We start from the raw sequence: 21,497 nt of genomic DNA, 5'->3' as shown, positions 1-21,497 counted from the left end.
TTAGTGCCGATGGGCTTGAGTCCGGAATCGCTCCACCGGGCGACTTCTGGACGATTGACCGGATTGCGAACCGTGTCTATGACATATTCACGACACATTAGGTCCCTAGGGTCCTCACCAACCGGTGGACCGCCCCTGCGTGTGGGGGCGCCGATCTGCCAGCCCGCGATCATGACCGGACGGAGGCCCCAGGTGCGCCGAGCAGCGTCTATGGACCGCTCCCCCCTCGCCCGACGTGCCCTGCTCGCCACCCTCGTGGCGATCCTGGCCCTCCTCGCTCTGCTGGTGCCCGCAGGCCCCGCGCACGCGGCGGACGACGTCTGTGTGCCCGGGCCGACGACGGGCTGCATCAACGGCACGATCCGCACCGCGGCGGGTGATCCCGCCGTCGGCATCGCGCTGACGGCGACGGGGCCCGACGGCGAGCACACGGTCACGACCGGACCGGAGGGGCGCTGGTCGATCACCGTCACCGCGGCCGGAGACTTCTCCGTGCTGCTGGACGTCGCCACCCTGCCCGCCGGTGAGACGCTGCGCGACCCGTCGAAGAACCCTCGGACGGTGACCATCGCGCTGGGGAGCAGCGGCGCCTCGCTCTTCCCGCTCGGCGCCCCCGCCGCAGGCGGCACCGGGCCGAGCCCGACGGGGGGCAGCTCGGCGGAACCCGGCGCGGACACCTCCGCCGATGCCCCCGCCGCCAGCGGCTCGGGGATCACCGCCGGTCGGGTCGCGCAGCAGTTCACCTCCGGCATCGTGTTCGGGCTGCTGCTCGCGCTCGCCTCGGTGGGCCTGTCGCTCATCTACGGGACCACCGGCCTGAGCAACTTCGCCCACGGCGAGCAGGTCACCCTCGGCGGGATCCTCGCCTACGTCGGGTGCCAGGTCCTCGGGATGCCGCTGCTGGTGTCCGGGATCCTCGCGGTCGCGATCGGCGCCGCGAGCGGCTGGTTCCAGGACGCGTTCATCTGGCACAAGCTGCGCAAGCGCGGGTTGGGCACGACGCAGCAGATGATCGTCACCATCGGGTTCGCGATGGCGCTGCAGTACACCTTCCAGTTCTTCCTCGGCGGCAGCCCGCTGCGGATCGTCACGACGAACCCGCGGACCTTCTCGTTCGGCGACGTGATCATCACCCAGCAGTCGGTCATCTCGCTGGTGATCGCCGCCATCGCGCTCGGCGGGACCGCCTACTTCCTGATCGCGACCCGGACCGGTCGGGCCACCCGCGCCGTGTCGGACAATCCGGCCCTCGCGGCGGCGTCGGGCATCTCGGTCGAGAACATCGTGCGGATCGTGTGGACCCTCGGCGCCGGCCTCGCGGCCCTCGGCGGGGTGCTGCTCGGTCTGTACTTCAACGCGACCGCCTGGAACATGGGGGCCACGATCCTGCTGCTCATGTTCGCCGCGGTCACCCTGGGCGGCCTGGGCACCGCGTTCGGCGCACTCGTCGGCTCGATCGTCATCGGTCTCGTCTCGGAGATGTCCAGCCTGGTCATCCCCTCCGATCTGCGCTACGGCGGCGCACTGCTCATCCTCATCCTCGTCCTGCTCTTCCGGCCCCAGGGCATCCTGGGCCGGGCCGAGCGCGTCGGCTGACGAAAGGTCACTTCCATGGACTGGACCAGAATTCTCGGCCAGGTCGCGGGCGAGATCGTCGCGCCGACCACCGCCGCGTACGCGCTCGCCGCGATCGGCCTCAACATCCACTTCGGCCTCACCGGGCTGCTGAACATGGGCCAGGCCGGCTTCATGCTGCTCGGCGCGTACAGCTTCGCGATCGCCACGATCGCCGGCTGGCCGCTGTGGGCCGCGGTGCTGGTCGCCGTCGCCAGCGCGGTGGTGTTCGCCACCATCCTCGGCATCCCCACGCTCAAACTCCGGGGGGACTATCTGGCGATCGTCACCATCGCCGCAGCCGAGATCGTGCGGCTGATCGGCAGATCGACCTCGATGACCCGGATCACCGGCGGCAACGCCGGCCTGGCCGGGGAGAAGTACAAGTACACCTTCGAGGAGCTCTCCCCGTTCCCCGACGGCGAGTTCTCCCTCGGTCCGTGGCAGTACTCGAACAACCTGTCCGACAGCTGGTGGCTGCGCATCGTCGCGTGGACCGTCGTCGGCCTGGCCTGCCTGCTGATGTGGCGCCTGATGAACAGCCCCTGGGGCCGGGTGCTCAAGGGTGTCCGGGAGGACGAGGACGCGGTGCGCTCGCTCGGCAAGAACGTGTTCGCGTACAAGATGCAGTCGCTCGTGCTCGGTGGCGTGCTGGGCGCGCTGGCCGGGATCCTGTTCGTGCTGCCCCGCGCGGTGCAGGCGGACTCGCTCGGCCGGCCCGTGACCTTCTACATCTGGACGATCCTGCTCCTCGGCGGGGCGGCCGCGGTCTTCGGACCCGTGCTCGGCTCGATCCTGCTGTGGACCGTGCTCATGCTCATCAAGACCGTCATGCGCGACGTCATCCCGACCACGGTGATGCGCTCGGAGCAGATCGAGATGTTCGGCTGGGTCCTCGTGGGCATCGCCCTGATGCTCCTGGTGATCTTCCGACCACAAGGCATCCTCGGCGACAAGAAGGAGCTGGCGATCCGTGACCACTGAACCTCTGGCGGTGCCGGCTCCCGGCCCGCTGACCCAGGAGATCTCCCGCGTCCCGGGCGCACACAAGCCCGACCCGATCCTCGTGGCCGACGGCGTCCAGCGCACCTTTGGTGGTGTGCACGCCGTCGACGTCGACCACCTCGAGGTGCAGCGCGGCTCCATCACCGCGCTGATCGGGCCCAACGGCGCCGGCAAGACCACGCTGTTCAACCTCATGACCGGGTTCGACAGGCCGAACGCCGGCACGTGGAGCTTCGAGGGACGCCCCCTCGGCCGGGTCTCGGCGGCGCGGGTCGCGCAGGCCGGCATGGTGCGCACCTTCCAGCTCACCAAGGCGCTCAGCCGGATGACCGTGATCGAGAACATGCGCCTGGGCGCGACCGGCCAGCGCGGCGAGAACCTGTTCGCCGCGCTCGTCCCGCCGCTGTGGCGGGCCCGGGAGCGCGAGATCACCGCCCAGGCGGAGGACCTGCTCGAGCGCTTCAAGCTCATCGAGAAGCGGGACGACTTCGCGGGCAGCCTGTCCGGGGGGCAGCGCAAGCTGCTCGAGATGGCCCGGGCCCTGATGAGCAAGCCCACCATGGTGATGCTCGACGAGCCGATGGCCGGGGTGAACCCGGCGCTGACCCAGTCGCTGCTCGGGCACATCCAGGCGTTGCGGAACGACGGCACCACGGTCCTGTTCGTCGAGCACGACATGCACATGGTGCGGCACATCTCGGACTGGGTCGTGGTGATGGCGGAGGGCCGACTGGTCGCCGAGGGCCCGCCCGACGCCGTGATGAACGACCCCGCGGTGATCGACGCCTATCTCGGCGCGCACCACGACACCGACCTCGGCGACGACAGCCTGCTCACCGACGAGGTCGCCGAACAGCTCGAGGCCGAGGCACTGCGCGAAGGGAACCGACGATGACCGCCACGACCGCTGCCGGACCGGGCTCGTCGACGCCCCCCACCAGCGAGCCCCTGCTGCGCGCGGACAACCTCGTGGCCGGGTACGTGCCCGGGGTCAACATCCTCAACGGCTGCGACCTCGAGGTGCATCGCGGTGAGCTCGTCGGCATCATCGGCCCGAACGGCGCCGGCAAGTCGACCCTGCTCAAGGCCCTGTTCGGGCTCGTGAACGTCCGTTCCGGGAGCGTGGTGCTGGACGGTCAGGACATCACGAACCACCGCGCGGACTCCCTGGTCCGTCGCGGGGTGGGGTTCGTGCCCCAGAACAACAACGTGTTCCCCTCGCTCACGATCGAGGAGAACCTGCAGATGGGCCTCTTCCAGGCCCCCAAGCGGTACGCGGAGCGATTCGCGTTCATCGTCGACCTGTTCCCGATCCTCGGGGACCGCCGCAAGCAGCGCGCCGGCTCGCTCTCCGGCGGCGAGCGGCAGATGGTCGCGATGGCCCGGGCGCTGATGATGGAGCCCTCGGTGCTGCTCCTGGACGAGCCGTCCGCCGGCCTGTCCCCGGTGCGCCAGGACGAGACCTTCATCCGGACCCGCCGGATCAACAAGGCCGGGGTCTCCATCGTGATCGTCGAGCAGAACGCGCGTCGCGCCCTGCAGATCTGCGACCGCGGCTACGTGCTCGACCAGGGCCGCAACGCGTACACCGCGCCCGGTCGTGAGCTGATGAACGACCCGAAGGTCATCGAGCTCTACCTCGGCACGCTCGCCGCCGACCAGGAGACCGCCGACCGCGCCAAGCTCGCCTAGGCACGGTTCACGCCGAACACACGCACGACGGACGGGCCCGGGGATCTCCCCCGGGCCCGTCCGTCGTCGCGCCCGCACCCGTGGGCCAGACCGCGCCCGCCGCCAGACGACGAAAGCGGGCCCGGTGGGGAGTTCCCACCGGGCCCGCCGTCGTGCGTGCGGTCGTGCTCAGCCGACCAGAGGTCAGAGCGAGCCGGCCTCAGCCTTGATGAAGGTGTACTTGTTGTCCGCGCCGTACTGGTAGACGCCGATCAGTGCGGTCGACGGGTCGTTGTCGGCGTTGAACGGGCCTGCACCGGAGATCGCGGTGTAGTCGATGTCCTCGCCGTCGGCGAGCAGATCGGCGCACTCCTTGAAGCCGGTGCACTCCGTACCGCCGTCGGCGCCCGACACGGCCGCCAGGCTGGCCTGGATGGTCGTGCCGTCCGTGGCGCCGCCCTTGACTGCGGCGAGCGCAGCGAGGTTGGTGGCGTCATAGGACTCGGCCGCGTACGAGAAGTCCTTGAGGCTCGAGTCGATGCTCAGCAGCTTCTCCTGGAACGCATCGTCCGGGAAGGCACCCGGCAGGGTCCCCTGGGCGCCCTCGAGGGTGCCCGGCTCGAAGTCGGCGCTGTAGTCGCTGAGGTTGCCGTCCACGAAGTAGACCTTGGACATGTCGTAGCCCTTGGCCACGAGCTCCGGGATGATCTGCTTGGTCTGGGCGAACGCGATGATGACGATCGCGTCGGGGTTCGTCGAGACGACGGCGGTCACCGGGTCGGCGAAGCTGGTGGCCTTCGGGTCGAACTCCTCACCCTCGTTGCCGTAGGTGATCGTGGCACCCTCGGCCTCGAGCGTGGTCTTCAGGACGTCCCGCAGCGAGGTGCCGTAGTCGTCGTTGAACACCAGCACGCCGACGTTCGCGTGCCCGTCACCCAGGACCAGCTTGCCGAGCGCCGCACCCTGGAGCACGTCCGAGGGGGCGGTGCGGAAGTAGAACGGGCTCTTGCCGCTCAGGTCCGTCGCGGTGTTGGCCGGCGAGATCTGGACGATCTTGGCGTTGGTGATGTCTTCGACGACGTTGCGGGTCACGGCCGACGACGCCGCACCGATGATGACCTGCACGTCCTTGCTCTTCAGGTCCGTCACGGACTGCGTCGCGATCTCCGCGTTGTCCGCATCGGACGAGTCGGCGTTCTCGAGCTCGACGTCCAGACCGAGGACCCCGCCGGCTTCGTTGATCTCCTTCACAGCAAGCCCGACGCCGGCGATCTCGGGCGGGCCGAGGAACGCGAGCGACCCGGTCTCCGGCAGCAGCGTGCCGACGATCAGTGGCGTGGCGGCGGCGGTCTCGTCGCCGGATTCTCCGGCGTCACTGCTCGAGCACGCGGTCAGGACAAGGGCAATCGCTCCGGCAAGTGCTGCGGCGCGGGCTGCGTTTTTCGATCGAATCATGCTGTCGTACCCCTCTGCTCAGTACTGCTTCCCGGGGGCGGGCCATCCACCCTGACGAGGTCTGTGCCGGAAAGGTAGCGGTCTAATGTGTCCGGCATGTGACGAATGCCGTCTCAAACACAGTCGGTACCAAAGCGTGACCTACCGCCGGTCGCCGAGCACGCAAAGGGCCCGGCTCCTCCCCTGGGGAGAAACCGGGCCCGATGCGATGCGCGGGAGCGCTGAGCTCAGCTCGCGCCGCCGACCTGCTCGATGACGGCGTCGGCCACCTCGCGCATGGTCAGCCGACGGTCCATCGACGTCTTCTGGATCCAGCGGAACGACTCGGGCTCGGACAGCCCCATCTTCGTCATGAGCAGGCCCTTGGCACGATCGAGGCGCTTGCGGGTCTCGAACCGCTCCGCCAGGTCGAGCACCTCGGACTCGAGCGCCGTGATCTGCGCGTACCGAGAGATCGCGATCTCGACGGCGGGCAGCAGGTCGGCCGGGCTGAAGGGCTTGACCACGTACGCCATCGCGCCGGCGTCACGCGCCCGCTCGACCAGCTCGGTCTGCGAGAACGCCGTGAGCAGCACGACGGGCGCGAGGTGCGCCTTGCCGATCCGCTCGGCGGCCGAGATGCCGTCGAGGATGGGCATCTTGACGTCCATGATGACGACGTCGGGCTTGAGCTCGGTCGCGAGCCGGACGGCCTCTTCACCGTCGCCGGCCTCGCCGACGACGTCGAACCCTGCCTCGCGGAGCGTCTCGACGACGTCCATCCGGATCAGGGCCTCGTCCTCGGCCACGACGGCGCGGCGCGCCGGACGGCCCTGGACCACGAGCGGCGGTGCGGCCGGCTCGGGGAGCAGCGGAGGGAGGTCAAGTGGGACAGCCGGCGTCGGCTCGTCCGAATTCGCGTCCTGTGAAGTCACCGGGCAAGACTACCGGTGCAGCAGGGCGCGAGTGCGCGCCAACGGCGTCGGCTGCACCACACAACCGGTAACCTGACCGGGCACGCCGCTCGCGGCGCGCAGGCCCCGATAGCCCAATCGGCAGAGGCGTTCGGCTCAAACCCGATCCAGTGTGGGTTCGAATCCCACTCGGGGCACCTAGATGCATCACCTGACCTGCCAAGACGTTCACCCTCATCTGATCTCGACATGATCGAGAGACTGGCCAACTCACCGTTTACTCAGCAGAAACGGATCCAGGAGTGTGTCCAGGAGTCGATTCAATGCCGGGTCCGCCGCGGCTTTCAACTTGCGGCACTCGTGGCGTTGCTGCCGTGCATCAGCAAGCACGTGCTCCGCGCGGGAGTCGAGCCAGCCCACCATCCGGTCGGCCAGAGTCCGCACCTGCGTCCGCAGGACACGCTCACCGGCTACTCGCACACCACCGCGCCAGACTCAACTATTGCGCGGGCACGTGATCTGGATCACACTCGGAGTAGTGGTACAGGAAGGAAACGTCGATGGCCGACAAGAAGAAGATGGAACTTGGCGAGTTGCTGAAGCGGCTGACGGTTACCGGAAATGTCGGGACGGACAGTGCGCTGTTCCGCGGAGTCGCGGTGTCGTACAGCGAGACCGCTTTGCACCTCAGCACGAACGGCGGCATCGTCGAGATCCCGCTGGCGGAGATCGAGGATGTCTCCGAGATCGGAGGCCATCCGAATGCCGTCGCCGTGAACGTCAAGGACTCCTCGACGGTCCGCCTGATCCGGATCGAGACCGGTGACGCCGGGGGGGCATCCATGGTCGCCACAGCACTACTTAGGGCGGGCGACGGCGGCGGCACCATTCCGAGCGGCCCTTACCCTACGGGCACAAGGAGCACAAGAAGCATCCACGACAACATCGGCAACGACTTTCAAGAGGTCGTAATCGACGACTGGAACAACACCTTCGCCGTCCTGTGACGGAGGACGGCAGCCTCAGTGGCGGGACCGACGAGGATCCGCTTGCCTCTCTCTTGACCCGGCTTCCGGTGGCACGCCCCGTCGAAGTCGAGTCAAGACTCAAAGGGTCGCTGCTGCCCGGACCGGGAGACGGCGTTCGCCTCGTGATCGCCGATCAGGTTTTCGAGTTCGGTCAGCAGGACATCGTCTCTGCCCGGTCGTTAGAGGGCGACGATTTTGTCGTTGGCACAGTCGAGTTGACCCTGCGAAAGGGCGCGACGGTACGAGGCGTCTACCCGGCACGTCCGTTCCGCGAACTCCTACGAGGCAGACGGCCGTTCGCGTTCTCTACGCGAGACGGCACCGCCGCCCGATCAACATTCTCGGCTCGCTATGACGAACTGGAGCGCGACTACCTCACCAGGCGCGGTCTCCGCACGGCGCCATGATCCTGATCATCGCACCCCAAGACGATATCCACGCCCTTTCCGTCGCCGCCGACATCGAGTCGGAGAGGGCTGAGGCCGTCATCCTAGACATGGACGAGTTCGGCACCGGGGCGCTGCTGAGCCACAGCATTGGCAGAGGTGAGTCCGGAGGGGTTACCACCAAAGCCGGCCGACGGATCGCGTTCGACCAGATCAGCTCGATCTGGGTGCGCCGAGTCGGTCGGCCGCGACCCAGCCCGGAGGTGCGCGATCCGGACGACCGCGGCTTCGTTCTGCGAGAGTGGAATGCGGCGATTGACGGGCTGTTTGCCTCCGCCGGAATCGAACTCGTCAGCCCGGTGTGGGCGCAGAGCGCGGCGGTCAAACCGCTCCAGCTCGCGCTCGCGCGGCGCGCCGGCCTGCGCGTGCCCGACACCCTCATTTCCAATTACCGCGAGGATGTTGAGAGATTCATCTACGAGCACCGAGGCCGCGTCGTGCACAAGGTTCTAACCGTCGCGAGGGAGGGCATCGCCGAGACCCGGTCTTGGCGCGAGGCCGACCGCGACGCGCTGCCTGATCTTGCCTACACGCCCACAATCTTCCAGGAGCGCATCGACGCGGCCTACGACGTCCGGGCCACGGTGATCGGCTCCGACATCTTCACCATGAAGATCGCCGTCGCGCCTGGCACCGTCGATTCCCGGCTCGATTTGGACGCCGAATGCGAGCCGCTGGCCCTGCCCCGAGACATTGCGGACAAACTCCGTCGCCTCATGAAAGACCTGAACTTGGTGTTCGGCGCCATCGACCTGAGGGTGACTCCCGAGGGCGAATTCGTCTTCTTCGAGATCAACCCGCAGGGGCAGTTCCTCTTCGTCGAGATCAGCACGGGACTGCCCCTTTCCGCCGCACTGGCCCGCTACCTGCTACGCCACGAGCGCTGAGGGCCGAATGGCACCAGCGTGCAGCTGTAACCGCACTGGTCCGTTGCGGTCCGTGGACTCGTTCGTCGCCCAGCGATCGGAGCGTCGCCGCCCAGGTGCTCCGAGCTTCAGAACACGTCGACTCGGACGTCATGCTGAGTTTCCGACATGCGCCTCGCTGGGCGCGACGAAACGGGATGCCCGCATCCGACTTTCGGCATGTCCGGATACTTCCGACGCCCGGTTCGACGGCTCCTACGTGCCGCGATGACGGCCCTGACACACCGGCCGCCGCGCCTCGGCGGGACCGTCCTCGGCGCGGAGTGAAAGAAGAGTATGGCTGCGTGAGGGGTTCAGTTCCGGGTCGTCGTGCGCGCCGTCACCAACCTTGCGGCTGGCCCGCCTGATGAACGTCCGCCGGCCGAGAGCTTGGCGGGCGTCTTCGTCGAGCTTCGCCTCCCCCAAAATGGACATATCGACTACCCTTCGACCATGGCGGAACTCAGAATCCCAGACTGGGCTAAGGAACTGATGTTGGTACTTGGTGGACTTGCGGCGATTGCCACGATCGTGACCGCCGGCTTTCTGTTCTTCGGGAGTTCGGGACAGTCGAACGAGTCCATTCGAGCGATCAAATCAACTAGCCCGGCAGACCACGAATCTTCTGACCAGTCGCCACCAAGCAGTCCTGAACCAGTGCCCGGTGCGACTGAAACGGCAACCGAAGTTATCCCGCCTCCCGCATCGGACACAGGTACCGCGGAAGTTACGACGTCCCCTGCGTTCTTGATAGATATGCCTGCTGACTCCTCAAGCAGCGACCCATTGACATTGCCACGCAGTATCGCGGGTGAGTCCTTTGTCCGCTCCGTCAGCGCCGCCACCGGTGGATGCGTGCGGGATCAAAGCAACAAGTACGAGTACGACCTTTCGGCGGATTTCAGTACCTTTGACGCGACAATCGGACTTGACGATTCGTCTGACACGAGCGCCCGCGTTCTAATTACAGTTCGCACAGTCAATGATCTCATTTTCGAGGGCGAAGTCGGATTCGGCACACCGGTTGTAATTTCGAAGTCAGTCAAGGGTGAACTGCGACTAGTACTCGAGCAAAGATACATTGGTCCGGAACCGAATCTTTGCACTGACCGCGGTTATGCAGTCTGGGGTAACGCCCGCGTGACGCCCTAGTTTGTGCCGCGCAAGCCACTACATCTACACAAAGCCGTTGATGACGACGAGCTGTACCACATGAGGGCGCGGGCCTATGTAGCCCGGCGAGCGACTCCGCTTCCCCTCGTCTCCCATTCGGCCGATTACGTGACATCCCTCTTGGGGCCCAACCAAAGGGTCCCATTCGTCACGCAACCCGACTCGTATTCTATGACTCTTGAACGGTCGTGCACGAAGATGCGGAACACTCCTGGCCTGTCCTTGGAGGGCGTCCCGGGCTCACGTAACGGACGTGATGACCGAAATTCTCCGATGTTGCGTCCGTGAACGCCTTCACAAGTCTCCGTCGGTTGCACGCGCCGGTAATACTCGCGACGCTGGGAGCACGCAGCAAGCAAGCTTGCGGTCGGCGAGCAGTCTATCGACTGCGCTTCCTGCGCTCGGAGGCACGCTCCCCAGCTCGGCGACGCTGCGTCATCTGCGCGCGCGTGTTCATGTCGCCGGGTGGTCGAAGTGACGCGACCAGCTCGGTAAGAATGTCGGGGTCTACCCCTATCTGCCCCGAGTCGTACGACGCGCCGTAGATTTCCCCGCTCGGCTCGTCGTATACGAACGAGGCGCCGCGTCGGAAGCCAAGTTGATGCTTCTTGGCGACCATGCAGGCGTGGGCATGTTGGACGACTCTCTCGCCGTCCATCGTCTCTGGTCGCGTCATCCACACAAGCAGCCAGCCATCCTGCTTGGATAGGCCCCAGGGAAGGCCGATGCTCCTCGGCGCTCGTCAGTTCCGAGAAGCGAACGGATGCGTCTCAATATCTGGGATGAGACGTTCCCTCGGGAACGGTCACTGGGAGCAGCGAGTTCTATGTCGGGCGGAGGTCGCTACTTCGTGCCGGCGGTGTACGAGTGTGCGCCCGCACCCGCGAGCGCGCCGCCGTCGACGATGAGGTACTCCTCCCGGATCGGGCGCCCCTCGAGGAAGCACTCGAGGATCTCGCGCGTGCCCGCCGCGTACCGGGCCTGCGCCGAGAGCGACGAGCCCGACATGTGCGGCGTCATCCCGTGGTGCGGCATGGTCCGCCACGGGTGATCGGCCGGCGCGGGCTGCGGGTACCAGACGTCGCCCGCGTAGCCCGCAAGCTGGCCGCTCTCGAGCGCACGCACGACGGCGTCCCGGTCGGCGATCCCCGGGCGGTGTTGATCAGGTACGCCCCGCGCTTCATCGTGGCGATCATGGCGTCGTCGAAGAGCCGCTCCGTCTCGCCGTGCAGCGGGGTGTTGATGGTGACCACGTCGAGCAGCGGGAGCATCTCGCGCAGATCGGCGTGGAAGGTGAGGCCGAGCTCGCGCTCGACCTGCTCGGGGAGCCGGTACTTGTCGACATAGTGCAGGTGCACGTCGAACGGGGCCAGCCGGCGCAGCACCGCGGTGCCGATCCGGCCGGCGCCGACGGTGCCGACGTGCATCCCCTCGAGGTCGTAGGACCGCTGGACGGCGTCGGCGATGTTCCATCCGCCGCGCCGGACGATGTCGTGCGCGGGCAGATAGTCCCGGAGGAGCGAGAGGATCATCATCACGACGTGCTCACTCACGCTGATGCTGTTCGAGTAGGTCACCTCAGCCACGGTCACGTTGCGCTCGATCGCCGCGTCGAGGTCCACGTGGTCGGAGCCGATCCCGGCCGTGATCGCCAGCTTCAGGTGAGTGGCCTTGGCGAGCCGCTCAGCTGTGAGGTAGGCGGGCCAGAACGGCTGCGAGATCACGACGTCCGCATCCACGAGCTCGCGCTCGAACGTCGAGTCGGGGCCGTCCTTGTCGCTCGTGACCACGAGCACGTGCCCGGAGTCCTCGAGGAAGCGTCGCAGCCCGAGCTCGCCGGAGACGCTGCCGAGCAGCTCGCCCGGGGTGAAGTCCACGGCGTGCGGCGTCGGCGCCTGCTGGCCGTTCGGGTAGCTCGCGATGACGGGGACGCCGTCACGGCTGTAGACCGGTGGAAAGCCGGTCGTCGGGTCGTCATAGAGCACGCACAGGATCTTGGCCATTTGCCTCTCCATCGAGGGTCGGGGACTCGAGTTCGTCGACTCGAGAACGGGCTTACCCGGGCCCTTCGACCCTACAAAGGTCCGGGGCGACGGCAACTCAAGAGCCCCGACACCAGCAGAGCGCGCTCGATCCTCGACGTCGGCTCGCCGCGCGCGGTGAATGAGGGCTTCGGCGCTGGACGGGGCCAGCGAGGCCGTCAGTCACACGTCTGGAACATGGCGCAACGCTCACTGGAGCGCGGCGCTCCGAGCGGGCCCGTCGGGGCCGCGGTCGGGTTCTGGGTGGCGGCCCATCGGGCGAGGAGCCGGAGGGCGGCGTCGGCGGGTGAGTCGGCGTCGGCGGTGAAGGCGATCAGGGTGAGGCCGGTGTCGGCGGGCAGGTCCAGGGCGTCGTAGGACAGCAGCAGGTCGCCGACGACGGGGTGCTGGAAGTGCTTGGTGCCGGTGCGGTGCAGCCGGACGTCGTGGGCGGCCCAGCGGGCGCGGAAGTCGCCGCTGCGGGTGGACAGCTCGCCGACGAGGTCGGTGAGGACCTTGTCGAAGGGATCGCGGCCGGCTTCGGTTCGCAGCATGGCGACGGCGTCGTTGGCGGCGCGGTCCCAGTCTGGCCAGAAGTCGTGGGCGCGGGGGTCGAGGAAGGTGAACCGGGCGTGGTTCGCCCGCCAGGCCGGATCGGCGAGCACGGGCGCGAACAAGGCGCGGCCGAGGCGGTTGGCGGCGACGAGGTCGAGGCGGGCGTTGTTGACGATCGCCGGGAGCGCGGTCATCCCGTCGAGGATGCGCTGCACGCTGGGCCGGACCTGAGCGGCGGGGTGGCCGACGACGATTGAGCGCGGCCGGACCGGCGGCGCGGGCGAGGTCGGTCAGGTGGGCCCGCTCGGCCTCGTCCAGCTGGAGCGCGCGGGCCAGGGCGTCGAGCACGGATCCGGAGACGCCGCCCAGGTCGCCGCGCTCGAGCCGGGCGTAGTACTCGACGCTGACCCCGGCCAGGTCGGCGACCTCGCTGCGGCGCAGGCCCGGCACGCGGCGGGTCTGGTGGTAGGTCGCCAGGCCGGCCTGCTCGGGGGTGAGGTGGGCGCGGCGGGAGCTGAGGAAGGCCTTGACCTCGGCGCGGTTGTCCATCGTTCCACGCTAGGCGACGAACCGGCGGTGGTCGGCGGGTGAGGGGTGCCCTGCCGGGGCACCTTCTAGCAGTGACTTCCGCGCGATCCCGGCAGGCAGTTGCATGGTGTCCGTCGCCGGGATCCGGCCGGCAGCGGCCGTCTGAGGGCGGGGCGCTCTGATTCGATGACGGGACGCACAACATGGCGCGGAAGAACGTGGCGCAGAAGCAGGTCTGGTTGGTCACTGGTGCTGGTCGTGGCATGGGCGTGCGTCTCGCGCAGGCGGCCCTGGCGGCCGGGCACGCGGTGGTCGCCACCGGCCGCAACCCGGAGCAGGTGAGCCGTGCGATCGGCGCGTCCGAGAACCTGGTGACGGTCACGCTCGACGTGATCGACCCGGCCGACGCGCAGGCCGCCGTGCAGGCTTCCGTGGACCGGTTCGGGCGGATCGACGTGCTCGTCAACAACGCGGCCAACTTCAAGGCGGGGTTCTTCGAGGAGATCACCCCGGCTGACTTCCGGGCCCAGCTCGAGACCACGCTGTTCGGGCCGGTGAACGTCACCCGCGCGGCGCTGCCCGTGATGCGCGCCCAGCGCTCGGGTCTGGTGGTGACGATCTCCTCGACCGCCGGTCTGATCGGCGGGGAGTTCGTCTCGGCCTATGCCGCGTCGAAGTTCGCCGTCGAGGGGTGGATGGAGTCATTGACCCCCGAGGTCGCGCCGTTCGGGATCCGCACGATGCTCGTCGAGCCCGGGTTCTTCCGCACCGAGCTGCTCACGCCGGAGTCCACCAGCTACGCCGCGTCGTCGATCGAGGACTACGCCGAGCGGACCGCGGGGACCGTCGCCGGCTGGCAGAGCATGAATGGCCGGCAGGGCGGCGACCCCGCCAAGCTCGCCGCCGCCCTGGTCCAGCTCACCGCCCTCGACGAGCCTCCGCTGCGGTTCGCCGCCGGCGCAGACGCCGTCGGGGTCTTCGAGCAGAAGGCCCGCGACCTGCTCGCCCAGGCGGCGGCCCACCGCGAGCTGTCTTTGGCGCTCGCCCACGACGACGCGAGCGCCTGACCCGCGAAGAGAGCGGTGCGAAGCGGGCCGCACCGCGCGCGCCGCACCAGCGGCCGCGGTGGCTGCCTCGCTGATCGGGGAGGAGGCTGAAAGGGGTCCGTGGGACCCCACCGCCGTCGCCGTACGAGACCTCGGGAGCAGTCATGCCGATGTACCTGTCGAAGTTCAGCTACACGCCCGAGACGTGGGCGCGGCTCATCGGTCATCCCGAGGACCGGCGCACGGCGGCTCAGACGTACATCGAGTCGGTCGGCGGCACGTTGCACGGGTTCTGGTACGCCTTTGGCGCGCACGACGGGTACACCCTGTGGGAGGCACCCGACAACGTCTCCATGGCCGTCGTCGCCCTGGCGCTCTCCGCCGGCGGCGCGATCGGATCGCTGGAGACGACGGTGCTGCTCACGGTCGACGAGACGATCGACGCGCTGCACCGGGCTGCGCTGGTCACCTACCGCGCGCCGGGGGAAGAGCAGCCGGCGGGGTAGTCCGCCGGCTGTGGGGCTGCGGACGGCCGGACTCAGGACGGCAGCAGCCCCTGCCGCCGGGCGGTCGCGATCGCCTCGGTGCGCGACTGCACCCCGAGCTTGTCGTAGGTGTGGGCGAGGTGTGACTTGATCGTGGCGCGGGAGACGAACAGCTCGCGGGCGATGGCGTCGTTGGATCGACCGAGTGCGACCAGGCTCAGGACCTCGAGCTCGCGAAGCGTGAGGGACAGAGCGGGGTGACGCAGGCGGTTCAACAGCCGCGCCTGGATCGCCGGGCCGAGGGTGGCGGCTCCGGAGGCGGCGGCCCTGATGGCGGCGGCGAGCTCGTCGGTGGGGGCGTCCTTGAGCAGGTAGCCGGTTGCGCCCGCCTCGATCGCGGAGAGGATGTCCGAGTCCGAGCCGTACGTGGTGAGGATCAGCACCGGTGGGCCGCCGGCGGCGAGGATCTGGCGGGTCGCGTCGGCACCGCCGAGTCGACCGGGCCCGAACTGCAGGTCCACGAGGAGCACGTCCGCGGGTTCCCGGCGTCGAACCCGGGCGACGAGGTCCTCGGCGGTGCCGAGCTCGGCGATCACCCGCATGTCCGGTTCGCTCTCGATCACGGCGCGCAGACCGGCCCGCACGACCGGGTGGTCGTCGGTGAGCACCACGTCGATCACCGGGCCTCCTGGAGGTCGTCGGCAGTGAACGGCGCTGTCCGGCCCGACCCGGAGGGGTCGCTGGTGGGCAGGCGCACCGCCACGGCGGTGCCGTCCCCGGGTGCGGTCTCCACCGCCAGGGTCCCGCCGAGCTCGTGCGCGCGGGAGCTCATCGCGACCAGCCCGAAGCCGCCCGGGTGCGAGCGGTCGGGCTGCCGGTCGGGGTCGAAACCGCGCCCGTCGTCGACGACGTCGAGAATCACCTCGTCGTCGAGAAAGGCCAGGGTGACGGCCGCGTTCCGGGCGCCGGCGTGCTGCACCACGTTGGCCAGCGCCGACTGGGCGACCCGGACCAGCGCGGCCTCCAGCGCGATCGGCAGGGCCCGTCGTGGGCCCGCGGTCTGCACCCGGACGACGAGCGCCTCGGGCGTTCCGTCACTCGCCGCGGTGTCCTGGGCACGTCGGGCGACCCGCTCGAGGGCCGCGACGAGCGTGGCACCGTCGAGGTCCGCCGGCGCCAGCGCTCGGACGAACCGGCGCGCCTCGCCGAGATTGTCCAAAGCGGTCCGGCGCGCCTGGTCGAGGTAGCCGCGCGCGCGGGTGTCATCGACGCCGATGCCCGCGTCGGCGGCGCGCAGGAGCAGCTCGATCGCGGAGAAGCCCTGGGCCAGGGTGTCGTGGATCTCCCGGGCGAGCCGCTCGCGTTCACCGGCGACGGCGGCGTCTCGTTCGGCTGCGGCCAGGTGCTCGCGGACCTCGGTGAGCTCCTCCACGGTCCGTTGGCGTTCCTCGGACTCACGCGCCAGGGCCTCGAACCCGAGCACGACGGCGACCGCGACGGCGGCTCCCACCACGGGGCCGAGGACGAAGCCGATGGAGGCGTCGGTCCCGGCCCGTTCGAGGAGCCCGGTACCCACCGCCAGGAGCGTGGTCGCGGAGACGGCGAGAACGCCGCGATGCGGTCCCAGGACGTGCATCTGGAGCAGCATCATCGGAAACGCGATCCAGAGGGCGGCGGTGCTGGTGACCAGCAGCACGACCCAGAGCAGGGCAAGGCCGGTGATCCAGGCTCCCGCCGGCCACCACGCGCCCCGCGGGGTGGTGATCGGCGCCTCGAGGACGCGGATCGTGGCGCGACCCCAGGCGTACCAGGCCCCGAATGCGCCGCCCGCGAGGACCGTCGCCCACGGGGAGACGGTCGGGTCTGCTTGCAGCACCGCGATGCTGATCAGGCCGGCCATGAGGACGTCCAGGGCGACCAGCAGCCCGCGGGTGACCGGGAACAGGGGGTGTACGCGCACCCCGCAACGGTAGCCACCGCTCACGGCAGGGCATCAGCCGAAGGATGGAGATCGCGCGCCGCCCTACGGCTCGCGCCACCCGTCCGGTGGCCCGATGGGCACTGACACCTGCGCCGCGAGGCTGAGGAGGTCACCACCGACCGGGAGGTCACCATGTTCGTCGCCCTGCGCGACCTGCGCCACGCCCGTGGCCGCTTCGCCCTCATGCTCGTCGTGATCACCCTGATCACGTTCCTCGTCACCTTCCTCGCCGCCCTGACCGCGGGCCTGTCCCGCGAGTCGACGTCGGCCATCACCGACCTTCCGGCGGACCACCTCGCCTTCGCCATGCCCGCCCCGACCGACCCCCCGGAGTTCACCGCCTCCTCCGTGACGGCCGACCAGTGGCGGGCCTGGGCCGAGACGCCGGGGGTGCGCAGCGCCGAGCCGCTCGGCGTGGCCATGACCCGGGCGGAGTCGCCCGCCACCACGGCCTCGGTCACCGCCCTCGGCGTCGCACCCGGATCGGCGGTGCTCCCCGGCGGGTCCCCGAACCTCGCCGCCGGGACGGTCGTGCTGTCCGCGGGCGCCGCGCAGGCGCTGTCCGCGGGGGCGGGCGACACGATCACCCTCGCGGGCCAGGAGCTCCGGGTCGGAGCCGTTCGGGACGCGGAGGTGTCGTTCGCGCACACCCCGGTGGTGTGGACCACCCTGGCCGACTGGCAGTCCATCGGCGCCCGCGGCGGCGACGGCGCGGACGATCGCGCGGACGCCCCCGACACCGTGGCCACCGTCATCGCCCTCACCCTGGACTCCCCTGCCACCGGCGCGATCGCGACCACCGATGCGACCGCCGGGACCACCACCGTGACCACGACGCAGGCCCGCAGCGCGATCGGCTCGTTCTCGGCCGAGAACGGGTCCCTGACCACCATGCAGGTCTTCCTCCTGGTGATCTCCGCCCTGGTCGTGGGCGCGTTCTTCACCGTGTGGACCATCAGCCGCGCCGGTGAGGTCGCGGTCCTCAAGGCCTTGGGCGCGTCCACCGGATACCTCCTGCGTGACGCCATCGGTCAGGCCGTCGTGGTGCTGCTGCTGGGGGTGGGTGCCGGAACCGCGCTCGCGGTCGCCGGCGCAGCCCTGCTGTCGGACGCGGTGCCGGTGGTGGTCACCCCGGCCACGACCGCGCTGCCCGCGGTGGCCCTGATCGGCTTGGGGCTGGTCGGCGCCGCGCTCGCCATCGTCCGGATCACCCGCGTGGATCCCCACGCCGCGCTCGCCGCCCACTGACCCGATACCAAGGAGAGCCCCGATGGACCTGCACCTGGACCGCATCACCCTCGTCTACCCCGACGGCGACTCGACGCTCACCGCCGTCGACGACTTCAGCCTGACCATCCCGTCCGGCACCACCACGGCACTGCTCGGCCCCTCCGGGTCGGGCAAGTCCAGTCTCCTCGCGGTCGCGGGCGGCCTGACGCGGCCGACGTCGGGGGTCGTGCGCATCGGCGGGGACGTGGTGTTCGCGCCCGGCGGCGGACTCGCCGCGGCAACCCGCACGCGCCTCGACCAGATCGGCATCGTGTTTCAAGCCCCCCAGCTCCTGGCGTCCCTGACCGCGTTGGAGCAGCTCGAGCTGCACGCCCACCTGCGCGGCCGGCGTCCGGCGACGGTCCGAGCGCAGGCCATGGCGCTGCTCGCGGAGGTCGGGCTGGCCGACCAGGCCCACAAACGCCCGGCCCAGCTCTCCGGCGGCCAACGCCAACGGGTCGCCATCGCCCGCGCCCTGGTCGGCTCCCCCCGGGTGCTCCTGGTCGACGAACCGACCTCAGCCCTGGACCACGCGCGGGGCACCCAGATCATCGAGCTGATCACCCGGCTCGCTCACGAGCTCGACGCCGCGACCCTCGTCGTCTCCCATGACTCGTCCACGCTGGGCTCGGTCGATGGGACCGTGCGGATGCTCGATGGCCGCCGGGAACTCCTGCTGCCGGTGCATGCGGACTAGTCGGGGTGGGACCACCGCGCCCACGCCTGGAACCCGCCGTCGAGGTCGGTCGCCCGACGGAGGCCGAGCTGGCGGAGGGTCGCCGCGGCGAGGCTCGAGCTGTAGCCCTGGTCGCAGACGACGATGACGCGGCGGTCGGCGTCGGTCATCGCGGCGACGCGATGAGGGCTGGTCGGGTCGAGCCGCCACTCGAGCACGTTCCGGTCGATGACCAGGGCGCCCGGCAGGTCGCCGTCGCGGTGGCGCTGCTCGACCGGGCGCGTATCCACGACGAGGGCCCCGGCGGCGATCTCGGCCGCCAGGTCGGCAGGTTGCACCCGATCGAGCGCGCGGCGCGCCTGCTCGACGAGTGCATCGATGGCCACGGTTGCCCTCATGCGCCCTCCCCCGGCTCGACGCTACGCCGCACTGGGGTGCGGGGGTAGGGGTGCAGGCCCGGCCCGCGGCCTTACCTACCGACCGGCGACCTGGACGGCGCGGGCCAACGCCTCAGCCGCGCGTGCCACGTCCGCGTGGGTGGTCCAACGTCCCAGGGTCAGGCGCAGCGCGGACAGCCCACGCTCGGGGGACAGCCCCATCGCCAGCAGCACCGGCGACGGCGAGTGGGTTCCGGCGTGGCAGGCGGAGCCGGTCGACGCGGCCACCTCGGCGCACGCAGCCAGGATCGCGTGCCCGGCGGCGCCGTCGATGCTGACGTTGAGCGTCTGGGGCAGGCGGTGCGCCCGGTGCCCGTTGAGCCGGACCCGCCCCGGGAGGTGGCCGGCGAGCGCGTCCTCGAGCTCGTCGCGCAGGCCCGCCAGGCGGGTGCCGACGCCGTCGGCGAGGTCGTCCGCGGCGATCGACGCGGCCTCGCCGAGGGCGACGATGTACGGGACGTTCTCCGTCCCCGCGCGCCTGCCTCGCTCCTGGCCGCCGCCGCCGATGAGCGGCTCCACCCGGGTGCCGGCGCGGACGTAGAGGGCGGCGACGCCCTTGGGGGCATACATCTTGTGCCCGACCAGCGTCAGGAGGTCCACCCCGAGGGCGGTCACGTCGACCGGGATCTTGCCGACGGTCTGCGCGGCGTCGGTGTGGAGCACCACGCCGTGGTCGTGCGCCACCGCGGCCAGGTCTCGGATCGGCTGGATGACTCCGGTCTCGTTGTTGGCGTGCATCACGGAGGCCAGCACCGTCGTCGGGCGCAGGGCCGATTCGACCGCCGCCGGGTCGACCCGGCCGTCCCGGTCGACGGGGACGATGGTGACCTGCGCGCCGTGGAACTGCTCCGCGTAGTGACACGCAGCCAGGACCGCGGGGTGTTCGGTCGCCTGCGTGATGACGTGGGGGTGAGCGACCCCCGCGGCCCGTGCGGCGGTCACGACGCCGCGGATGGCGGCGGCGTCCGCTTCGGACCCGCTGGCGACGAAGGTGATCTCCTCGGGACGGGCGCCGATCAACGCGGCGACCTGGAGCCGGGCCCTCGCGACGGCGCTCTGGGGCGCTGACGCGTACGGGTGATCGCTGGAGGGGTTGCCGAAGTGCGTGCGCAGGTACGGCAGCATCGCGTCCACGACGCGGGGGTCCACCGGGGTGGTCGCGTTGTGGTCGAGGTAGATCGGGCCCGCCGTCATGCGACGTCCGCCGATTCGACGGGCAGGTCGGCGGCTTGCCACTCGAGGATCCCGTCGGCCAGCCGGCGAGCGGTTCGTCCGTGCGCGTGCAGCAGGCGCACGGCGTCATAGGACAGGACGCAGTACGGGCCTCGGCAGTACGCGATGACGTCGACGCCGGTCGGCAGCTCAGCGAGCCGGGCGGCCAGCTGGTCGAGCGGGAACGACTTGGCGCCGGGGAGGTGCCCGCCCGCGAACTCCTCCTCGGGGCGGACGTCGATCACGATGACGTCGCCGGCGCGCACGCGCCGTCGCACCTCCTCCCGCCCGACCTCGTCGGTGTCGTCGGGCCCGAGGAAGTTCACCCGCGCCTCCCCGAGGTCCGGCAGGTGATGCTCGGCGACCCTCTGGATCTGCAGGTACAGCTCGGCGACGTCCCGCCCGGCCAACCGGTAGAACACCTTGGTCCCGACCCGCCTGGTGGCCACGACACGCGCCTGCTTGAGCGCCTGCAGATGTGCCGACGTCGTCGTCACGTTGAGATTGGCGGTCCGGGCCAGCGCCTCGACCGACCGCTCTCCCTGTGCCAGCAGATCGAGCAGCTCCAGGCGCTTGGGGCTGGACAGCGCCTTGCCGATGCGCGCGAACTGCTCGAACACCGCGTCCTTGGCCTGCCTGCGACTCATCGCCACCCCTGTCGATCGACTGCCCTGGACACGACCCTGGTCCGGAGCCTAGCGTCCCATCGAGGGATGATCCAGTGATCTTTGGAGGAACAGTGGAACGAGTGCTCTTCGTCCTGCACGACCCGCCGTACGGAACCGAGCGCGTCTACAACGCCCTGCGCTGGGCCGCCCAGATGGTCGCCGGCGGCCACGAGGTGAGGGTGTTCTTCTTCGGTGACTCGGTGGTCGCCGTCGCGGCCGGGCAGAAGGTGCCCGACGGCTACTACAACACCGGAAGACAAGCAGCCGCCCTGGCCTCCCACGGGGTGGCCCTGGGGTGCTGCGGCACGTGCCTGGACGCCCGGGGGTTGGCGGAGGACCGCCTCATCGACGGTGCGCACCGGTCCTCGATGGTCGAGCTGGCGCAGTGGACGACCTGGGCCGAGAAGGTCATCAACATCTGACCGAGGG

At 69.7% G+C, this 21,497-nt stretch carries 20 protein-coding genes, 1 tRNA gene and 2 pseudogenes; 13 read left to right on the top strand and 10 right to left on the bottom strand.

Going from position 1 to position 21,497, the window contains the following annotated elements; translation table 11 throughout:
• Positions 1-210 precede the first annotated feature (210 nt).
• The 4 genes from EUA98_RS02135 to EUA98_RS02120 are packed head-to-tail and all read left to right on the top strand — an operon-like array spanning position 211 to position 4,311.
• Positions 211-1,596, top strand: a complete 1,386-nt coding sequence (locus EUA98_RS02135) for a branched-chain amino acid ABC transporter permease (RefSeq protein ID WP_242511213.1) — start codon at positions 211-213, stop codon at positions 1,594-1,596.
• A gap of 15 nt (positions 1,597-1,611) precedes the next feature.
• On the top strand, positions 1,612-2,598 hold the full coding sequence (locus EUA98_RS02130; RefSeq protein ID WP_130101003.1) for a branched-chain amino acid ABC transporter permease: 987 nt from the start codon (positions 1,612-1,614) through the stop codon (positions 2,596-2,598).
• A 4-nt stretch (positions 2,599-2,602) separates the two neighbouring features.
• A complete protein-coding gene (locus tag EUA98_RS02125; RefSeq protein ID WP_207218940.1) occupies positions 2,603-3,514 on the top strand; it encodes an ABC transporter ATP-binding protein in 912 nt (303 codons plus the stop codon).
• Positions 3,511-4,311, top strand: a complete 801-nt coding sequence (locus tag EUA98_RS02120) for an ABC transporter ATP-binding protein (RefSeq protein ID WP_130101001.1) — start codon at positions 3,511-3,513, stop codon at positions 4,309-4,311. Before EUA98_RS02125 ends, EUA98_RS02120 begins: the two co-directional genes overlap by 4 nt.
• Positions 4,312-4,494: 183 nt before the next feature.
• Here EUA98_RS02120 and EUA98_RS02115 read toward each other — a convergent pair whose 3' ends face one another.
• Both EUA98_RS02115 and EUA98_RS02110 read right to left on the bottom strand, forming a co-directional pair.
• On the bottom strand, positions 4,495-5,745 hold the full coding sequence (locus EUA98_RS02115) for an ABC transporter substrate-binding protein (protein WP_130101000.1): 1,251 nt from the start codon (positions 5,743-5,745) through the stop codon (positions 4,495-4,497).
• A gap of 227 nt (positions 5,746-5,972) precedes the next feature.
• Positions 5,973-6,659, bottom strand: a complete 687-nt coding sequence (locus EUA98_RS02110; protein ID WP_130100999.1) for an ANTAR domain-containing response regulator — start codon at positions 6,657-6,659, stop codon at positions 5,973-5,975.
• 102 nt (positions 6,660-6,761) lie between these two features.
• Between EUA98_RS02110 and EUA98_RS02105 the strand changes: the two genes are divergently transcribed.
• The 4 genes from EUA98_RS02105 to EUA98_RS02090 all read left to right on the top strand — a co-directional run bounded on the left by EUA98_RS02105 (position 6,762) and on the right by EUA98_RS02090 (position 10,169).
• Positions 6,762-6,835 (top strand) — tRNA-Leu (locus EUA98_RS02105).
• A 363-nt stretch (positions 6,836-7,198) separates the two neighbouring features.
• Complete coding sequence (locus EUA98_RS02100) at positions 7,199-7,645, top strand: hypothetical protein (RefSeq protein ID WP_130100998.1); 447 nt, start codon at positions 7,199-7,201, stop codon at positions 7,643-7,645.
• 424 nt (positions 7,646-8,069) lie between these two features.
• Positions 8,070-8,999 carry an ATP-grasp domain-containing protein gene (locus EUA98_RS02095; protein WP_130100997.1) on the top strand — a complete coding sequence of 310 codons (930 nt, stop codon included), beginning with the start codon at positions 8,070-8,072 and terminating at the stop codon, positions 8,997-8,999.
• A 348-nt stretch (positions 9,000-9,347) separates the two neighbouring features.
• Positions 9,348-10,169 carry an NPCBM/NEW2 domain-containing protein gene (locus EUA98_RS02090; RefSeq protein WP_130100996.1) on the top strand — a complete coding sequence of 274 codons (822 nt, stop codon included), beginning with the start codon at positions 9,348-9,350 and terminating at the stop codon, positions 10,167-10,169.
• 864 nt (positions 10,170-11,033) lie between these two features.
• On the opposite strand, the gene EUA98_RS20150 is transcribed toward EUA98_RS02090, so the two are convergent.
• The 3 genes and pseudogenes from EUA98_RS20150 to EUA98_RS02080 all read right to left on the bottom strand — a co-directional run bounded on the left by EUA98_RS20150 (position 11,034) and on the right by EUA98_RS02080 (position 13,315).
• Positions 11,034-11,198, bottom strand: coding sequence for a hypothetical protein (locus EUA98_RS20150; RefSeq protein ID WP_242511220.1), 165 nt, complete (start codon positions 11,196-11,198; stop codon positions 11,034-11,036).
• A 54-nt stretch (positions 11,199-11,252) separates the two neighbouring features.
• Positions 11,253-12,193: pseudogene (locus tag EUA98_RS02085) on the bottom strand (NAD-dependent formate dehydrogenase); the annotation flags it as partial.
• Between the two features lie 197 nt (positions 12,194-12,390).
• A pseudogene (locus EUA98_RS02080) lies at positions 12,391-13,315 on the bottom strand (helix-turn-helix transcriptional regulator).
• A gap of 182 nt (positions 13,316-13,497) precedes the next feature.
• Between EUA98_RS02080 and EUA98_RS02075 the strand changes: the two are divergent.
• Together EUA98_RS02075 and EUA98_RS02070 are read left to right on the top strand one after the other, a co-directional pair.
• Positions 13,498-14,361, top strand: coding sequence for an SDR family oxidoreductase (locus EUA98_RS02075; RefSeq protein ID WP_207218932.1), 864 nt, complete (start codon positions 13,498-13,500; stop codon positions 14,359-14,361).
• Between the two features lie 143 nt (positions 14,362-14,504).
• Positions 14,505-14,846, top strand: coding sequence for a GYD domain-containing protein (locus EUA98_RS02070; protein WP_130100995.1), 342 nt, complete (start codon positions 14,505-14,507; stop codon positions 14,844-14,846).
• Between the two features lie 32 nt (positions 14,847-14,878).
• Here EUA98_RS02070 and EUA98_RS02065 read toward each other — a convergent pair whose 3' ends face one another.
• Together EUA98_RS02065 and EUA98_RS02060 are read right to left on the bottom strand one after the other, a co-directional pair.
• Positions 14,879-15,505, bottom strand: coding sequence for a response regulator (locus EUA98_RS02065; protein WP_130100994.1), 627 nt, complete (start codon positions 15,503-15,505; stop codon positions 14,879-14,881).
• Positions 15,502-16,785, bottom strand: coding sequence for a sensor histidine kinase (locus tag EUA98_RS02060; protein ID WP_242511212.1), 1,284 nt, complete (start codon positions 16,783-16,785; stop codon positions 15,502-15,504). Before EUA98_RS02060 ends, EUA98_RS02065 begins: the two co-directional genes overlap by 4 nt.
• A 153-nt stretch (positions 16,786-16,938) precedes the next feature.
• On the opposite strand from EUA98_RS02060, the gene EUA98_RS02055 reads away from it, so the two are divergent.
• Both EUA98_RS02055 and EUA98_RS02050 read left to right on the top strand, forming a co-directional pair.
• Entirely contained in the window at positions 16,939-18,054 is a 1,116-nt protein-coding gene (locus EUA98_RS02055) for an ABC transporter permease (protein WP_130100993.1), read from the top strand.
• 22 nt (positions 18,055-18,076) lie between these two features.
• A complete protein-coding gene (locus EUA98_RS02050) occupies positions 18,077-18,772 on the top strand; it encodes an ABC transporter ATP-binding protein (RefSeq protein ID WP_130100992.1) in 696 nt (231 codons plus the stop codon).
• Here the strand turns inward: EUA98_RS02050 and EUA98_RS02045 are convergent.
• From EUA98_RS02045 to EUA98_RS02035, 3 genes are all read right to left on the bottom strand, one after another.
• Entirely contained in the window at positions 18,769-19,149 is a 381-nt protein-coding gene (locus EUA98_RS02045; RefSeq protein WP_130100991.1) for a rhodanese-like domain-containing protein, read from the bottom strand. The genes EUA98_RS02050 and EUA98_RS02045 overlap by 4 nt on opposite strands.
• A gap of 75 nt (positions 19,150-19,224) precedes the next feature.
• Positions 19,225-20,382: a cysteine desulfurase family protein gene (locus EUA98_RS02040; protein ID WP_130100990.1), complete on the bottom strand. Its 1,158-nt coding sequence runs from the start codon at positions 20,380-20,382 to the stop codon at positions 19,225-19,227.
• The gene (locus EUA98_RS02035) at positions 20,379-21,047 is read right to left on the bottom strand and encodes an ArsR/SmtB family transcription factor (protein ID WP_130100989.1); all 669 of its coding nucleotides are present in this window, start codon (positions 21,045-21,047) and stop codon (positions 20,379-20,381) included. Before EUA98_RS02035 ends, EUA98_RS02040 begins: the two co-directional genes overlap by 4 nt.
• A 92-nt stretch (positions 21,048-21,139) precedes the next feature.
• Here EUA98_RS02035 and EUA98_RS02030 point away from each other — a divergent pair, with 92 nt between their 5' ends.
• A complete protein-coding gene (locus EUA98_RS02030; RefSeq protein WP_130100988.1) occupies positions 21,140-21,490 on the top strand; it encodes a DsrE/DsrF/TusD sulfur relay family protein in 351 nt (116 codons plus the stop codon).
• Positions 21,491-21,497 lie beyond the last annotated feature (7 nt).

It is taken from the genome of Pengzhenrongella frigida, from assembly GCF_004168625.1.
GTDB lineage: Bacteria > Actinomycetota > Actinomycetes > Actinomycetales > Cellulomonadaceae > Pengzhenrongella > Pengzhenrongella frigida.
The sequence above is the reverse complement of the archived record's forward strand: the minus strand, read 5'-3'. Positions and strand labels throughout refer to the sequence as shown.

Coding starts and splice junctions, on each gene's coding strand:
- EUA98_RS02095 (WP_130100997.1), top strand. CDS start 8,070: ATGATCCTGATCATCGCACCCCAAGACGATATCCACGCCCTTTCCGTC.
- EUA98_RS02130 (WP_130101003.1), top strand. CDS start 1,612: ATGGACTGGACCAGAATTCTCGGCCAGGTCGCGGGCGAGATCGTCGCG.
- EUA98_RS02050 (WP_130100992.1), top strand. CDS start 18,077: ATGGACCTGCACCTGGACCGCATCACCCTCGTCTACCCCGACGGCGAC.
- EUA98_RS02055 (WP_130100993.1), top strand. CDS start 16,939: ATGTTCGTCGCCCTGCGCGACCTGCGCCACGCCCGTGGCCGCTTCGCC.
- EUA98_RS02120 (WP_130101001.1), top strand. CDS start 3,511: ATGACCGCCACGACCGCTGCCGGACCGGGCTCGTCGACGCCCCCCACC.
- EUA98_RS02045 (WP_130100991.1), bottom strand. CDS start 19,149: ATGAGGGCAACCGTGGCCATCGATGCACTCGTCGAGCAGGCGCGCCGC.
- EUA98_RS02070 (WP_130100995.1), top strand. CDS start 14,505: ATGCCGATGTACCTGTCGAAGTTCAGCTACACGCCCGAGACGTGGGCG.
- EUA98_RS02040 (WP_130100990.1), bottom strand. CDS start 20,382: ATGACGGCGGGCCCGATCTACCTCGACCACAACGCGACCACCCCGGTG.
- EUA98_RS02115 (WP_130101000.1), bottom strand. CDS start 5,745: ATGATTCGATCGAAAAACGCAGCCCGCGCCGCAGCACTTGCCGGAGCG.
- EUA98_RS02100 (WP_130100998.1), top strand. CDS start 7,199: ATGGCCGACAAGAAGAAGATGGAACTTGGCGAGTTGCTGAAGCGGCTG.
- EUA98_RS02075 (WP_207218932.1), top strand. CDS start 13,498: ATGGCGCGGAAGAACGTGGCGCAGAAGCAGGTCTGGTTGGTCACTGGT.
- EUA98_RS20150 (WP_242511220.1), bottom strand. CDS start 11,198: ATGTCGGGCTCGTCGCTCTCGGCGCAGGCCCGGTACGCGGCGGGCACG.
- EUA98_RS02035 (WP_130100989.1), bottom strand. CDS start 21,047: ATGAGTCGCAGGCAGGCCAAGGACGCGGTGTTCGAGCAGTTCGCGCGC.
- EUA98_RS02135 (WP_242511213.1), top strand. CDS start 211: ATGGACCGCTCCCCCCTCGCCCGACGTGCCCTGCTCGCCACCCTCGTG.